This window comes from Asaia sp. A2 (assembly GCF_057319415.1).
This window is the reverse complement of record NZ_JBXWTO010000011.1, coordinates 70,352-84,265: the sequence shown is the minus strand read 5'-3', so window position 1 is coordinate 84,265 and position 13,914 is coordinate 70,352. Positions and strand designations below refer to the sequence as shown.

At 61.2% G+C, this 13,914-nt stretch carries 10 protein-coding genes; 7 read left to right on the top strand and 3 right to left on the bottom strand.

Annotated elements, in window-relative coordinates:
- Positions 1-49: 49 nt before the first annotated feature.
- The gene (locus ACWNRM_RS10790) at positions 50-220 is read right to left on the bottom strand and encodes a hypothetical protein (RefSeq protein WP_485170785.1); all 171 of its coding nucleotides are present in this window, start codon (positions 218-220) and stop codon (positions 50-52) included.
- Positions 217-1,362 (bottom strand): Mrp/NBP35 family ATP-binding protein, encoded by a 1,146-nt coding sequence (locus tag ACWNRM_RS10785; protein WP_485170784.1) that lies wholly within the window; start codon positions 1,360-1,362, stop codon positions 217-219. The genes ACWNRM_RS10790 and ACWNRM_RS10785 overlap by 4 nt, the downstream gene beginning before the upstream one ends.
- 151 nt (positions 1,363-1,513) lie before the next feature.
- On the opposite strand from ACWNRM_RS10785, the gene ACWNRM_RS10780 reads away from it, so the two are divergent.
- The 6 genes from ACWNRM_RS10780 (at position 1,514) to mdoH (ending at position 10,783) form a co-directional block, all read left to right on the top strand.
- Positions 1,514-2,722: an OpgC family protein gene (locus ACWNRM_RS10780; RefSeq protein WP_485170813.1), complete on the top strand. Its 1,209-nt coding sequence runs from the start codon at positions 1,514-1,516 to the stop codon at positions 2,720-2,722.
- A gap of 19 nt (positions 2,723-2,741) precedes the next feature.
- On the top strand, positions 2,742-4,271 hold the full coding sequence (locus ACWNRM_RS10775) for a Do family serine endopeptidase (RefSeq protein WP_485170783.1): 1,530 nt from the start codon (positions 2,742-2,744) through the stop codon (positions 4,269-4,271).
- Between the two features lie 3 nt (positions 4,272-4,274).
- Positions 4,275-5,330, top strand: coding sequence for an FUSC family protein (locus ACWNRM_RS10770; protein ID WP_485170782.1), 1,056 nt, complete (start codon positions 4,275-4,277; stop codon positions 5,328-5,330).
- Between the two features lie 177 nt (positions 5,331-5,507).
- The gene (locus ACWNRM_RS10765) at positions 5,508-6,971 is read left to right on the top strand and encodes a mannitol dehydrogenase family protein (RefSeq protein ID WP_485170781.1); all 1,464 of its coding nucleotides are present in this window, start codon (positions 5,508-5,510) and stop codon (positions 6,969-6,971) included.
- Between the two features lie 135 nt (positions 6,972-7,106).
- A complete protein-coding gene (locus tag ACWNRM_RS10760; protein WP_485170780.1) occupies positions 7,107-8,630 on the top strand; it encodes an OpgD/OpgG family glucan biosynthesis protein in 1,524 nt (507 codons plus the stop codon).
- A complete protein-coding gene (gene mdoH, locus ACWNRM_RS10755; protein WP_485170779.1) occupies positions 8,606-10,783 on the top strand; it encodes a glucans biosynthesis glucosyltransferase MdoH in 2,178 nt (725 codons plus the stop codon). The genes ACWNRM_RS10760 and mdoH overlap by 25 nt, the downstream gene beginning before the upstream one ends.
- Positions 10,784-10,999: 216 nt before the next feature.
- Here mdoH and ACWNRM_RS10750 read toward each other — a convergent pair whose 3' ends face one another.
- Entirely contained in the window at positions 11,000-11,530 is a 531-nt protein-coding gene (locus ACWNRM_RS10750; RefSeq protein WP_485170778.1) for a YjjA family protein, read from the bottom strand.
- Positions 11,531-11,780: 250 nt separating this feature from the next.
- On the opposite strand from ACWNRM_RS10750, the gene ACWNRM_RS10745 reads away from it, so the two are divergent.
- Positions 11,781-13,910, top strand: a complete 2,130-nt coding sequence (locus ACWNRM_RS10745) for a S9 family peptidase (protein ID WP_485170777.1) — start codon at positions 11,781-11,783, stop codon at positions 13,908-13,910.
- The last annotated feature ends 4 nt before the right edge of the window (positions 13,911-13,914 follow it).

Here is a 13,914-nt window from a genome sequence, read left to right as displayed (position 1 = left end):
GGACGACCGTCCTTGGGCGGGTCATGGGGCTGCACCCCCCTATTTGATCTTACTGTGCAGGCTTGGCTGGCCGCCAGAGCGTATCTGGCGGCGGCAGATGAGGGGAATTATCGATCACCCCATAGCCATCGGCGGCGTAGCCATGATGGGCCACCTTGCGGGGGCCGCACCCCACAAGCACCAGACTGCCGACCAGCAGGGCGAGAGACAGACGCCTCAAGCGCCGGGCTCCAGACGGAGGCTGTCCGCCACGGCACGGGCCAGTCGGGTATAGGCCTGCGCGGCCTCGCTGTCGGGCGAGGAAAGAATGATCGGCGTGCCGGCATCGGCGCTCATGCGAATATCGGCCAGCAGCGGAATTTCACCAAGGAACGGCACATTGGCCTTCTCGGCTTCGGCCCGGGCACCCCCATGACCGAACAGCTCGGTGCGATGGTTACAGTTGGGGCAGCAGAAATAGGACATGTTCTCGACCACGCCGAGCAGCGGCACATTCATGCGCTCGAACATGGTCAGCCCGCGGCGGGCATCCAGCAGGGCAATGTCCTGAGGGGTGGAAACGATCACGGCACCGCGCAGGCTGAGCTTCTGGGCGATGGTCAGCTGGGCGTCACCTGTGCCGGGCGGCATGTCAATCACGAGCACATCGAGGTCGGGCCACGCCACATCACCCAGAAACTGGCCGATGGCCCCCATGACCATCGGGCCGCGCCAGATCATGGCCTGCTGTTCATCCACCAGAAACCCGATGGACATGGCATGCATGCCCCAGGCTTCAACGGGAATGATCTTGCCATTTTCAAGCGCAGGCTTGGCGGAATGACCAAGCATGCGTGGCAGGGAGGGGCCATAGATATCGGCATCCAGCATGCCGGTACGCAGCCCCAGCTTCGCCAGACCGGCCGCAAGGTTGACGGCGGTGGTCGATTTACCCACGCCGCCCTTGCCGGAGGCAACGGCGATGATGGCGCGCACCTGAGGCAGGGCCTTGCCATCGGGGCGTACGGGCTGAGGATGGCCAGGGCTGTTAGCAGGCTGCTCGAGCTGGAAGGGGCGGTGCCCCTGAGGCTGGGGCGCAGCCTTGCCCGGTGCACGATGGGCCGTCAGGATGATCGTTGCGCGCGAGATACCGGGGAGACGCGCAAGAGCGGCCTCAGCACGGGGGCGCAGGGGTTCGATACGCGCCGCATCCTCGCGCGAGGTGGCGAGAGAGACATGGGCGTGTCCATCACGCACCGCCACCCCTTCAAGCGAGGCAAAGCTCAGGACATTGGATGTGCCGGCCTCATTCTGAACCAGGCGCAGGGTCTCGATAATCCTGCGCTGGTCTTCCTCGTTGGCGGGTTTTTCAAAATCGGTCATGGTTGTCCTCTGGCGACGGGGCGCTTCTGGCGACGGGGCCGGGCCTAATCCCTCCCGTTTAACATGGCGGGAAGTGGATCGCGCAACCATCTGCGCGTATGAGCAGGTCAATACCGGGGCAGATGCACTCGGGTCGTCCGGGCAGGAGAGCATGACAGGAATGAGCGAGGCCACAACCGACGCCACCCCTAAACGCAAGAAGCGCGACCATCGCATTGATGCCCTGCGCGGCATCGCGCTGTTGATGATGCTGGCCGATCATGCGCCACAGGATGTGCTCAACCGCTTCACATTGCGCAATTTCGGCTTCGCCGATGCTGCCGAGATCTTTGTGCTGCTGGCGGGCTATGCCTCGTGGCTGGCCTATGGCCGCCTGATCCTGCGCGGGCCGCCAACGGGTGGATGGGTCATGGGTATCGAACGCATCGTGCGCCGATGCTGGCGCCTCTATCTGTTCCAGATGGTCATGTTGCTGGTCTCGGTTTTCACCATACGCCAGTGGCGGCATTATTACCCCGTGCCCGTGGATTTTCTGGAGCCCGAACTGGCCCATGGCCATGAATGGATCTGGAGCGTCCTCAGCCTTCAGGCCCTACCGAACAATCTGAATATCCTGCCCCTCTATATCGTGCTGCTACTGGCCTTTCCGCTGCTGGTCTTTCTGTGGAAGATCTCGCCATGGCTGCTGGGCGGCGTCAGTCTTGCGCTCTGGGGGCTGATCAACAGTGACCCTACGCTCAACCTGCCCAACTGGCTCGACCCCGATGGCTGGTATTTCAACCCGCTGGCCTGGCAGTTCATTTTCACCCTTGGCATGCTGGCCGCCATCATGGCGGGCAAGCGCGAGGGCAATCTACCAGGCCCCCTCTGGGCCAGATGCCTTGCCGGGGCCTATCTGCTGTTCGGCGCGCTTGAGTGCTTTCCCTACGAAAGCTGGAACCTGCCCAGCCTGAGGCCGCTCGCCGTCGTGCCGCAGGCCGACAAGTCCGATCTGGCCATCTGGCGCTGGACAGACGCTCTGGCCATCCTGCTGCTTGTCCAGTCCTCCGTAACGGCCACGCGCCTCTCGGAAACACGCATCGGGCAGGGTCTTGCGCTGCTGGGGCGTCATTCGCTTGAGGTGTTCAGCTTCGGCACCATTCTCGACCTGTTTGCCCGACTGGTGATGAACAGCTTTGGCGATGGCTGGGTCATCCAGATTCTGGTCAATGTGCTTGGCTTCCTTGGGGTCTATGGATTGTCGGTCTGGCTCGATCGCCATCGCCGTCAGGCCGCTCTGATGGCGGGCGAAACACGCAAGGAAGCCCAGGCGGAAGAGAAGAAAGATCGCAGCGCGGAGATAGGTGACGCAAACCCCTGATTTGCGTTAGCCTAGCGCCATGAAACATCGCCTCGTTCTTGCCGCCCTGATGGGCGGTTGGGTTTCCGCCGCCTCCTCCGCCTTTGCCGACCCGGCACCAGCACCGGCAGCAGCTGCGCCGGCGGCTCTTGCACGCAGCGTTCATGCGGCGCCGGACTCCCTGGCCGATCTGGCAGCCAGTCTGCTGCCTGCGGTGGTAAACATCTCGATTTCAGCCACGCTGAAGCCGGGTGAGGATGATGACGACGATGACGGGCCGGATGCCAGCCCCGATGACGGACCGCAGGTACCGCAATTTCCCCCCGGCTCACCGATGGAGAAGTTCTTTCACGATTACATGAATCGCTCCCCCTCGCCTTCCGATCCGCCGCGCAAGATGCAGGCGCTGGGCTCGGGCTTCATCATCTCACCCGACGGATTCATCGTCACGAACAATCATGTCATCAAGGATGCAGACAAGGTTTCCGTAACACTTCAGGATGGCACGGTGCTTCCTGCAAAGATCGTGGGGCGCGACAGCCGGACCGATCTGGCCGTGATCAAGATCGAGAGCAAGACGCCCTTCCCGACAGTGCCCTTCGGCGATAGCGACAAGGCCCGCGTGGGCGACCGCGTTCTGGCCATCGGCAATCCGTTCGGCCTGTCCGGCACGGTCACCAGCGGCATCGTTTCATCGCGTGGTCGCGATATCAATCACGGGCTGTATGACGACTATATCCAGACCGATGCCTCCATCAACCGGGGCAATTCCGGCGGTCCGCTCTTCAATCTCGATGGGCAGGTGATCGGCATCAACACGGCCATCTACAGCTCCAGCGGTGGCTCCATCGGTATCGGCTTTGCCATTCCGGCCAATGATGCCCGTGGCGTGATCGATCAGCTGCGCCGTGATGGCCATGTGTCGCGCGGCTGGATCGGCGTGCGCGTGCAGAACGTGACGCATGAAATTGCCGACAGCATCGGCCTCAAGCCCGAAAAGGGCGCGATGATTGCCGGTATCGATCCCAAGGGCCCGGCCTCTGCGGCAAAGCTGCAGACAGGCGATGTGATAACCGCGCTCAATGGCAAACCCATTGATGGCCATGCCCTGCCGCGCCTCGTGGCCGAAATCGCGCCCGGCACCAAGACGGTGTTCGGCATCTGGCGCAAGGGCAAGACAATGGATGTCACCCTGGTGGTCAAACCCTCGCCCGAGGCGCCGGACATGCCGCCAAGCGATGCCAAGGTGAAAGGCCCAACCAAGCTCGCCCTTGCTGATCTGGGTGTCACCTTCTCTGCCATCGATGACGAGACACGCGGCAAATACAGCCTGTCGGATTCACAGCGAGGCGTAGTGGTGACCGATGTGACACGCGATGGTGCTGCCGATACGCGTGGCCTTCAGCCGGGTGACGTGGTGACGGAGGTGCAGCAGGTCGCTGTGAATTCACCGGACGCGCTGTCAAAGGAACTGGCACGCGCACGCCAGCAGAAGAAACATACCGTGCTCCTGCTCGTTCAGGGTCAGGACGGGCTGCGCTGGGTGCCGCTGCCGCTATCCGGAGACTGATCTATGCCCTTTGCCTCACTGCTCCGGGCGCGCGAGGATGGTGAGGCCCCGTGGCGGCAGATGGTCAGAACCCTCGTTGCGGTGGCCCTGTGCTGGATCATCGGTGAAGCCACCGGGCTGGACGAGACGATCTGGGCCCTGATCACGGCCCTGATCGTCACCCAGTCGAGCATAGACCAGACTTTTTCGACGGCGCGCGACCAGATTATCGGCACGCTGGTCGGTGCCGTCGTTGGCACACTGGCCATCACAACGCGGCTTGTCCTGGGTTTTTACTGGCCAGTCTTCTGTGTTGCCCTGTTACCGCTGGCCTATATGGCGGCGGTTCGCCCCTCGCTGCGCTTTGCCGGGGTGACACTGATGATCGTCTATCTTCTGCCTTCGCATGGCGCAAACCCGTACTGGCCGCTGACCGAGCGACTGACTGCCATTTTCCTTGGTGTGATCGTCGCGCTGGTTGTGAGCTTCGTGGTGCTTCATGCCAGCGCACGGCGGCGCGGTTTCCTCACCGCAGGGCGCATGTTCCGTGAGATGGACGAGCTGCTTCAGGCAGCCCTGCGACGGCAGGAAATGTGGAGCGAACTCGAGGCCCGCAACGACCATTGCGCCCGTAATCTGCTGGTGATCAATGAATGTGTGGCAGAGGCCTATCGCGAAAACTGGGGACTTCTCGAAAAACGCCACCCGATCCTGACCGTACTGCCCGCCCTGATGCGCCGTATGCTCAGTGACACCATGCTGGTGGCCCGTGCCATCAATGCAGGCAAGGACAGGGGCGGCTTTTCTGGCGTGGCCGGGCTGCATACCGGTCTGAGCCATGCCTATCGCTCTCTCGCCCGGCGCTGCGAGATCCATGCTGCGGGCAAGGCCCATGAGAAACCCTATCGCCCGGGACGGGAGGACGTTCTGAGTGCGCTGCCGACGCTGGGGCAGGATGCTTTGCCCGAAATGCACTTCGTCATCGCCCTGCTGCGTCAGGATCTGCGCCGCGCCACAGACGTGCTGATGAGCACGCCCGAAAGCCGGGCGAAAGACCTGAGAGACATGATCGGCAAGTAGGCCCAAGGCAGGGAGCGTCCGCGCAGATTGCGTTGAACTTGTGCTCCCCCTGTTACGTTTCTTCCTGTGATTTGGGCCGGACCATGCCGAACGCTTTTTGACGTGCGTAGCTGGATCTGGTCTTTTTATGTCGGTCAGAAATGGCGCTCCTGAAGCAACAAAAAGGGATTTAAGCTTATGATCACCCGCGAGACCCTGAAGAATCTGCCGACAGGCGTGGCGGCTCCGTCTTACGATCTCAAGGACATCAAGCCCGGAATCCTGCACTTTGGTGTCGGTAATTTCTTTCGCGCCCATGAGGCTTATTACGTCGACAAGGCACTCGCACTGCCCGGCCAACAGGGTTGGGGGATTATCGGTGTCGGCCTGACCTCGGGCGACCGTTCCAAGAAGAAGGCCGAGGATTTCAAGAAGCAGGACTGCCTGTTCTCCCTGACCGAAACGGCCCCCTCAGGCGAGAGCAAGCGCACCGTCATCGGTGCCCTGCGCGACTATCTCCTCGCCCCTGAAAAGCAGGAAGCCGTTCTGGCCTATCTCGCCGATCCGGCCATCAAGATCGTGTCGATGACGATCACCGAGGGTGGCTACAATATCGACGAGCATTCGGGTGAATTCGCGCTCGATAACGAAGCCGTCCAGCGTGACCTGTCCAACCCCGAAACGCCGTCCACGATCTTTGGTTATGTGGTCGAGGGTCTGCGCCGCCGTCGCGATGCGGGCGATCGCGCCTTCACCATCATGTCCTGCGATAACCTGCGTCATAACGGCAACGTGGCACGCAAGGCCTTCCTTGGTTATGCCCGCGCCCGTGACCCGGAGCTGGCAAGCTGGATCGAGGCAAATGCCACCTTCCCCAACGCCATGGTCGATCGCATCACGCCGACCGTCTCGGCAGACATCGCTGCCCGCCTGAACAAGGAGAGCGGCCTGGATGATCTTCTGCCGCTCGTGGCGGAAGACTTCACCCAGTGGGTGATTGAGGATGAATTTGCCGATGGACGTCCCGCCCTTGAGAAGGTCGGCGTGCAGATGGTCGATGACGTGACCGATTATGAGTTCATGAAGATCCGCATGCTCAACGCATCGCATATCTTCCTTGCCTTCTCGGGCCTGCTCCTCGGCTATGATCATATCGACGAGTCGATCAATGACCCCGAGCTGCGCAAGCTGGTCGAGACCTACCTCGACACGGATGTTATCCCGACCCTGAAGGCCGCGCCGGGTGAAGACCTTGAGAAGTATAAGGAATCGGTCATCTCGCGCTTCTCCAACCCGGCGATGGCAGACCAGAACCTGCGTATCGGCAGTGATGGCGCATCGAAAGTGCAGGTGTTCTGGACGGCCACCATCCAGAACCTCCTGAAGGACAAGCGCGATCTCAATCGTGTTGCCTATGGTCTGGCTGCCTATCTTGAAATGCTTCGCGGCAAGAACGAGAAGGGCGGCACATTCGAGCCGATCGAACCGACTTTCACCGATGACACATGGAAAATCGCCAAGAGCGACGATTACGAAGCTGGGTTTGCCCTCCCGGCCTTCGATGGCTGGCGCAAGCTTGACCACGCCGCACTTGACGAAAAAGTGACCGAACTACGCAAGGTTATCAGGGAAAAAGGCGTAAAGGCCGCTCTCTCCATCTGAAAAGGATGCGCGAAAGCCGCACTCATGACAGATTTCTAAGGCAGGCGAGTTTTCCTGTGTCCCAAAGTAACTTATGGGCGTTAGGAAAATCAGACATCACCCGGCATTTAGCCGGGTCTGCCGGAGATAGTCATAGTGCTGCGTCGCGATCTTGTTAAAATCGGTGCTGGCCTCTCGATACTGGGGGCCAGCAAAATTGCCCGGGCAGCGCCTGCTGCCGCTCCGAAGCCGACCCCGTTCGACAACAACACGGTACGGCAGATCGCGCAGAACCTGTCGAAATCCGCCTACAAGGCGCCGCAGCAGACTCTCCCCAGCGCTATCGACAATCTGAACTTCGATCAGTTCCGCGGCATCACCTACAAGGAAGAGCGCGCGCTCTGGCACGGCCAGAACCTCGCCTTTGACGTCGAGTTCTTCCCGCGTGGCTTCCTGTATCGCCCGCGCATCAACATGAACGAGGTGGTGGACGGACAGTCGAGCCCGATCGTCTATGACCCGGACATGTTCAGCTACCCCGACCCGATGCTGCGCGTGACCGATGATCTCGGCTTTTCAGGCCTGCGTCTGCGCAATGCCATCAACACCCCCAATGTCATGGAAGAATGTGCCGTGTTTCTCGGCGCATCCTATTTCCGCGCTGTGGCGAAGGGGCAGAATTATGGCCTGTCCGCTCGCGGCTTTGCCAATGGCACAGGCGACCCGAAGGGCGAGGAATTCGCCCTCTTCCGCGAATTCTGGCTCGAAAAGCCCAAGCCCGGCGTCGACTCGGTCGTTATCCATGCTCTGATGGACAGTCCCTCGGTCGTGGGCGCCTTCCGCTTCACCATTCGTCCGGGCGCTACGACAGTCTTCGATGTGCAGTCGAGCTTCTACCCGCGCACCGACATCACCGAAGGCGGCGTGGCAGCCCTGACCGGCATGTTCTATTTTGATGCCAACAACCGCAATCATGTCGATGACTGGCGCCCCGGCGCCCATGACAGTGAAGCGCTCCAGATGTGGACCGGCACGGGTGCTCAGCTCTATCGCCCGCTGAACAATCCCGTCGATCTCCAGTTCTCGGCCTTCCAGGATGCGAGCCCGCATGGCTTTGGCCTCATGCAGCGTCGCCGCGCGTTCCACGATTTCGAAGATCTCGCGCTGAACTACGAAAAGCGCCCCTCGCTCTGGATCGAACCCATCGGTGACTGGGGCGAAGGCGGTGTCGATCTGGTCGAAATTCCGACACCCAACGAGGTGAACGACAATATCGTGTCGTTCTGGCGCCCCAAGCAGCCCATGCAGGCCGGGCACGAATACGGCTACACCTATCGCATGTACTGGGGCTGGGACACGCCCTGGCCGACCGATCTGGCCCGCATTGGCGCAACACGCGTCGGCGCCGTGACCGATCATGCCGATGGCCGCATGTTCGTGATCGATTTCACCGGCAAGCCGTTCGAGAACCTGCCCGCCAATGCAGCCTTCCACCTCGTACCGCAGGCCTCGACCGGGACCATCAAGAATGTGGTGGTTGAGCCCAATCCGAACATCAAGGGATGGCGTACGACATTCGAATTCTATCCGGGCAGCGCCAAGCTGGCCGAACTGACGTGCCAGCTTGCCAATGAGCAGGGGCCGATTTCCGAAAAATGGATGTATCGTTGGACGCCGTGAGCACCCTTCCCACCTCTTTCACCCCCTTTGACGTGCTTCCGGCGGAATCGCCCCTTGAGATGCCGACGCAGAACCTGCGTCAGCGTCCCGAGACTTTCGGGCGTGACCGTCATCCCCCCACTACACCCTCCCTGCTGTGGTTGCGCCGCCTGCTGGTCATTGGCGGTGCCATCGTCCTGACAGGCTGGGGCGCGTTCGAGATGAACCGCGTGCTTAACAGCATGGGCGTCTCGACGCTGGGCATCATCGTTCTAGCGCTGTTCGTGGTGCTTGGCGCCTGGATCTCGCTTTCTTTCACCTCTTCGCTTGCCGGCTTTGTCTCGGTGCTGCGCCACGGTGGTCTGGGCCTCGGTATCTCGCGCGATACCCCTCTGCCCGCGCTGATGACCCGGACCGCCGTGCTCATGCCCACCTATAACGAGGACCCGGACCGTGTCCTCGTAGGCCTGCGTGCGATCCATGACAGCCTGGTGGCGACCGGGCGTATCGACGCCTTTGATTTCTTCATCCTTTCCGACACGACAGATCCCGATGTCTGGGTTCGCGAGGAGCGCGCCTACCTTGCCTTTGTGCAGGCGGTGAACGGGCAGGGGCGCATTTTCTATCGCCGCCGCCCCAAGAACATCGATCGCAAATCCGGCAATCTGGAAGAATGGGTCAAACGCTTCGGCGGCGCCTATCAGCAGATGCTCACCCTTGATGCTGATTCAGTGATGGATGGCGGCCTGATCGTGCGCACGGTCTCGGCCATGGAGCGCCACGAAAACGTGGCCCTCATCCAGACCCTGCCGGTTATCATCGGTGGCAAGACACTCTTTGCCCGCATGCAGCAATTTGCCGGGCGTGTTTACGGGCCGCTGATTGCTCACGGCATTGCCTGGTGGCATGGCTCGGAAGGCAATTACTGGGGGCATAACGCCGTCATCCGTACCCGTGCCTTTGCCGAACAGGCCGGATTGCCTCACCTGCCGGGCCGCAAGCCTTTCGGTGGTGGCATTCTCAGCCATGACTTTGTCGAGGCGGCCCTGATGCGTCGTGGCGGCTGGGCCATTCACATGGTGCCGGGTCTGTTCGGTTCCTATGAGGAAAGCCCGCCCTCGCTTACCGATGTGGCCATCCGTGACCGCCGCTGGTGTCAGGGCAATCTCCAGCATGGCAAGATCGTCCTGTCACGCGGGCTGCACTGGATGAGCCGCATGCACATGATGGTCGGCATCGGTGCCTATATCACCTCGCCGCTGTGGCTGCTGTTCCTCATGTTCGGTATCCTGATCTCGCTTCAGGCCCATTTCGACCGACCCGAATATTTCGGCGATACCAAGACGCTCTACCCGCACTGGCCGCAGGTCGATCCGGTACAGGCCAAATACGTGTTCATCGGCACGATGGCCGTTCTGCTCGCCCCCAAGGCGCTTGCCCTGATTGCCGCCCTCTTCGATCGTGCCATGCTGCGCAGCTGTGGTGGCTTTGTCCGCCTGGTGGCCTCCATCCTGCTGGAAACACTCATTGGCGGTCTGATCGCGCCGATTGCGATGCTGATCCACACCTCAGGCGTCATTTCGATCCTGCGCGGCCGCGACTCCGGCTGGAATGCCCAGAACCGCGATGACGGGCGCGTTTCCCTCAAGGAAGTGGCGCATGGCTACTGGATCTATACCGCTTACGGTCTGGTCATGGCTGCTGCGGCCTGGTCGGTCTCGTTCTCACTCTTCCTGTGGATGACGCCGGTTCTGCTTGGTCTTGCCCTCGCGATCCCACTTGCTGCCATGACGGCAAGCCGCGATGTCGGGTTGTGGCTCAAGAACTGGGGGCTTCTTCTCATTCCGGAAGAAACCAACCTCCCTCCAATTCTGAGGCTGGCCGCCGAGAACGATCTCCGCCGCACTCAGGCCGAAGCCATGCCTGGCCGTCCCCCGGCCGAGGCCTTCGCTGCCCTGCGCAGCAATCCGGCTCTCGCCGCCGAACATCGCCGCGCCCTGCCCTCAGCCCGTAAACCGGGTGCCGCTATTGACGCCAATCTGCTGGTTGGTCTGCTGAAACTGCGCGAAGCTACCTCCGTGGATAGCGCTCTCTCGACGCTGTCCAGGCAGGAAAAAGCCTCTGTCCTGTGCAGCGCCGAAGGTCTGGATCTGATTCTTGGCCTTCCCGCCTGAATAAGATCCGTGGGGGTGATACCTATTCGTGTATTGCCCCCACAAGGTCCTCCCGGCACCACAAAAAGAACAGAGCTCTTCAATCCTCACGCCGAAGCCACGATGTCTCTGGGGGACAGCGATCCTTTGCCGGGGCATGAAGGGCGACCCGCGCCAATACGCAAAAAAGGCCAGCCGAATGGCTGACCCTTTTCTTCTGGTGGTCGTAGAGGCGACTTACTTGAAATCCTGCCCACGCTGACGCACCTGGGCGCAGAGCTGGGTGCGATGGCTCAGGTCAAGAGTGGACACATCAAAAGGTACATTCGTATTCGTCTGGAGCAGGCCCTGGCCGCCAAGCGAATAATACTGGTCGTTCTGCACATCGGGGCGCTTGGCCAGCTTACGGCCGACGACACGCAGCGTATTGCCATGTACCAGATGATTGCGCACGCAGTAGCTGGCAAGACCAGCCAGATTACCTGCCTTGGCTGAGTCGAGAGCAGGCAGACCGTAATGGTCCAGAACGCCCGGCGTATTGGCTGTGGCAACCGTGTTGCTCAGCCCGCTTCCGCCAACAGCCTGCATGACATGGCTTGTTTCATCAGGTGCACCATCGCGATGAATGGGGATGGAGCCTGCGGGCATGACAGTGGACTGCGTTCCCGGCGCGACCGAAGGTACGGGAGCCTGCTGCGCATGGGCGGTGGCACCAGCAAAAGTGAGACCAGCGACGGCTGTCAGACCGAGACAGAAACGAGATAACATCAGGGCGATCCTTTTTTACTGCTCTTTTTTCAGACCCGTTTCTGCAAAACGAGCCCGTTAAAACGCGCTTTCCCGAAGAGACATCAGGATGAAGGACGTGTGCTTTCCTAACATGTGAGGCACTAAGTGGTTTATTTCCCTATCGAAACTTCGGCTTGGCATGACAGTCCCGCATCATGAGGGCGTTGAGGTGCGCCCCATTCTGCCGCACTCTGGTACAGGTTTTGTTTTTCCAGACTGAGGTCCTGCCATGATTCCTCCCTCGCCACGGCGCGTACCGCACACCATTACCCAGCTCGAACGGGTCAGGCAGGATGACTACGCCTGGATGAAGGACGAGAACTGGCAGAAGGTCCTGCGTGATCCGTCCCTGCTCCGCACGGATATCGCCGAGGCCCTGCGCGAGGAAAACAGCTATACCGAGCACTGCCTGGCCGATGTGGCGCCACAGCGCGCCGCTTTGCTGCAGGAGATGATCGGCCGTATCCCTCCGGCAGAAGATTCCGTTCCCTGGCCCGACGGGGCGTGGCTCTATTTTTCCCGCTTCGCCAAGGATGCCCAGCATCCGATCTATCTGCGCCGCCCCCGGTCCGGCGGTGAGGCGCAAGTCCTGCTCGATGTGGAGGCACTGGCCAAAAGCCACGCCTATTTCGCCCTGGCTGGCGTCCGTCATTCCGATGACCACCGGGTCTTCGTCTATGCCGCCGATACGCAGGGGTCAGAGGTCTATCGCCTGCACAGCATCGATACGACCACCGGTGATGCCTTTGCTCCTCCTGTCGAGAGTGCCGCAGGCAGCTTCGTGATCTCGCCCGACAGTGCCTGGTTGTTCTGGATCTACCGTGATGACCACGGACGGCCGTCGCGCGTCTATCGTCGTCCTCTGGCAGGCGGCGAAGATGTTCTCGTGTTCGATGAGCCCGATTCAGGCTTTTTCCTGAGCCTGTCGGTCACGGCGTCACGCCAATGGATTCTGATCGAACGTGGCGATCATGACACGAACGAGACGCTGCTGATCCCTGCCAGCGACCCGACACAGGCACCCCGCATCGCCTCACCCCTCAAGCGGGGCGAGCGTTATACCCTCACGCACTGGAATGACCGCTTCATCATTCTCACCAATGCGGGAGGGGCGGTTGATTTCCAGTTCAAGCAGGCGCCGGACCAGACGCCATCAAGAGAAAACTGGACGCCTTTCCTCGCGCATGAGCCGGGGCGCTTCCTGCTGGGCGCCGCAGCGTGTCGGGACTATCTCGCCTGGGCGGAACGGGTGAACGGCAACATCGAGATTCATGTCGTGTCAGAGAACACTGCGGGGGACCGTGCCGGGAACACCGCCGATCAGGGCGATATCCGCACGCGGGTCCGCACGATCGGCATGAAGGAGCCCGCTTTCGACCTCACCCTGCTAGGCTTTCTCGAATATGACGACAGCATCCTGCGCTATATCTACGAATCACCGACCACGCCCGCGCACTGGTACGATCTCGATATGCGCACAGGCGAGCAGAGCCTGAAGAAGGTTCGTGAAATTCCCTCGGGTCATGATCCGTCCCTTTACGAGACCCATCGCCTGTTCGCCATCGCCTCTGATGGTGCAGAGGTGCCCATCACCGTCCTAAAGCGCCGGGACACCCCATGCGACGGAACGGCTCCCCTCCTGCTCTACGGGTACGGGTCTTACGGCATCTCGATGGAGTCCGGGTTCAGCACCTCGGTGTTCAGCCTTGTCGATCGCGGCTGGGTCTATGCCGTCGCGCATATCCGTGGCGGCTCGGAAAAGGGCTGGAACTGGTTCCTTGAGGGCCGTGGCAAACACAAACCCAACAGCTTTACCGATTTCGTGGCCTGCGCCCATCATCTGGTCGGGCAGGGCTACGGACAGGCCGGGCGTATCGTGGCGCATGGCGGTTCTGCGGGCGGGTTGCTCATGGGGGCGGTTGCCAATCTTGCCCCGGAGCTGTTCGCCGGCATTGCCGCCCAGGTACCGTTTGTCGATGTGCTGAACACGATGTCAGATGACACCCTGCCACTTACCCCGCCGGAATGGCCCGAATGGGGCAACCCGCTGGAAGACCGCGATGCCTATGACCTGATCGCCAGCTATTCGCCCTATGACAATATCCGCCCCGTGGCCTATCCCCCGGTTCTGGCGATGGGTGGATTGTCAGACCCGCGCGTTACCTACTGGGAACCGGCAAAATGGATCGCGAAACTGCGTGAAGTCGCCACAGGCGGGCCCTTCCTGTGCCGTATCAACATGGATGCCGGGCACGGGGGCTCATCGGGTCGGTTCAAGCGGCTGGAAGAAGTGGCCTATGTCTACGGTTTCGCACTCTGGGCCATGGCGCGTCGCCCGCTGCCGGATCAGACTCCCTGATCCG

What these genes read in the sequence shown, in the direction of transcription:
- ACWNRM_RS10785 (WP_485170784.1), bottom strand. Translation starts at nt 1,362, where the DNA reads ATGACCGATTTTGAAAAACCCGCCAACGAGGAAGACCAGCGCAGGATT.
- ACWNRM_RS10780 (WP_485170813.1), top strand. Translation starts at nt 1,514, where the DNA reads ATGACAGGAATGAGCGAGGCCACAACCGACGCCACCCCTAAACGCAAG.
- ACWNRM_RS10775 (WP_485170783.1), top strand. Translation starts at nt 2,742, where the DNA reads ATGAAACATCGCCTCGTTCTTGCCGCCCTGATGGGCGGTTGGGTTTCC.
- ACWNRM_RS10770 (WP_485170782.1), top strand. Translation starts at nt 4,275, where the DNA reads ATGCCCTTTGCCTCACTGCTCCGGGCGCGCGAGGATGGTGAGGCCCCG.
- ACWNRM_RS10765 (WP_485170781.1), top strand. Translation starts at nt 5,508, where the DNA reads ATGATCACCCGCGAGACCCTGAAGAATCTGCCGACAGGCGTGGCGGCT.
- mdoH (WP_485170779.1), top strand. Translation starts at nt 8,606, where the DNA reads ATGGATGTATCGTTGGACGCCGTGAGCACCCTTCCCACCTCTTTCACC.
- ACWNRM_RS10750 (WP_485170778.1), bottom strand. Translation starts at nt 11,530, where the DNA reads ATGTTATCTCGTTTCTGTCTCGGTCTGACAGCCGTCGCTGGTCTCACT.
- ACWNRM_RS10745 (WP_485170777.1), top strand. Translation starts at nt 11,781, where the DNA reads ATGATTCCTCCCTCGCCACGGCGCGTACCGCACACCATTACCCAGCTC.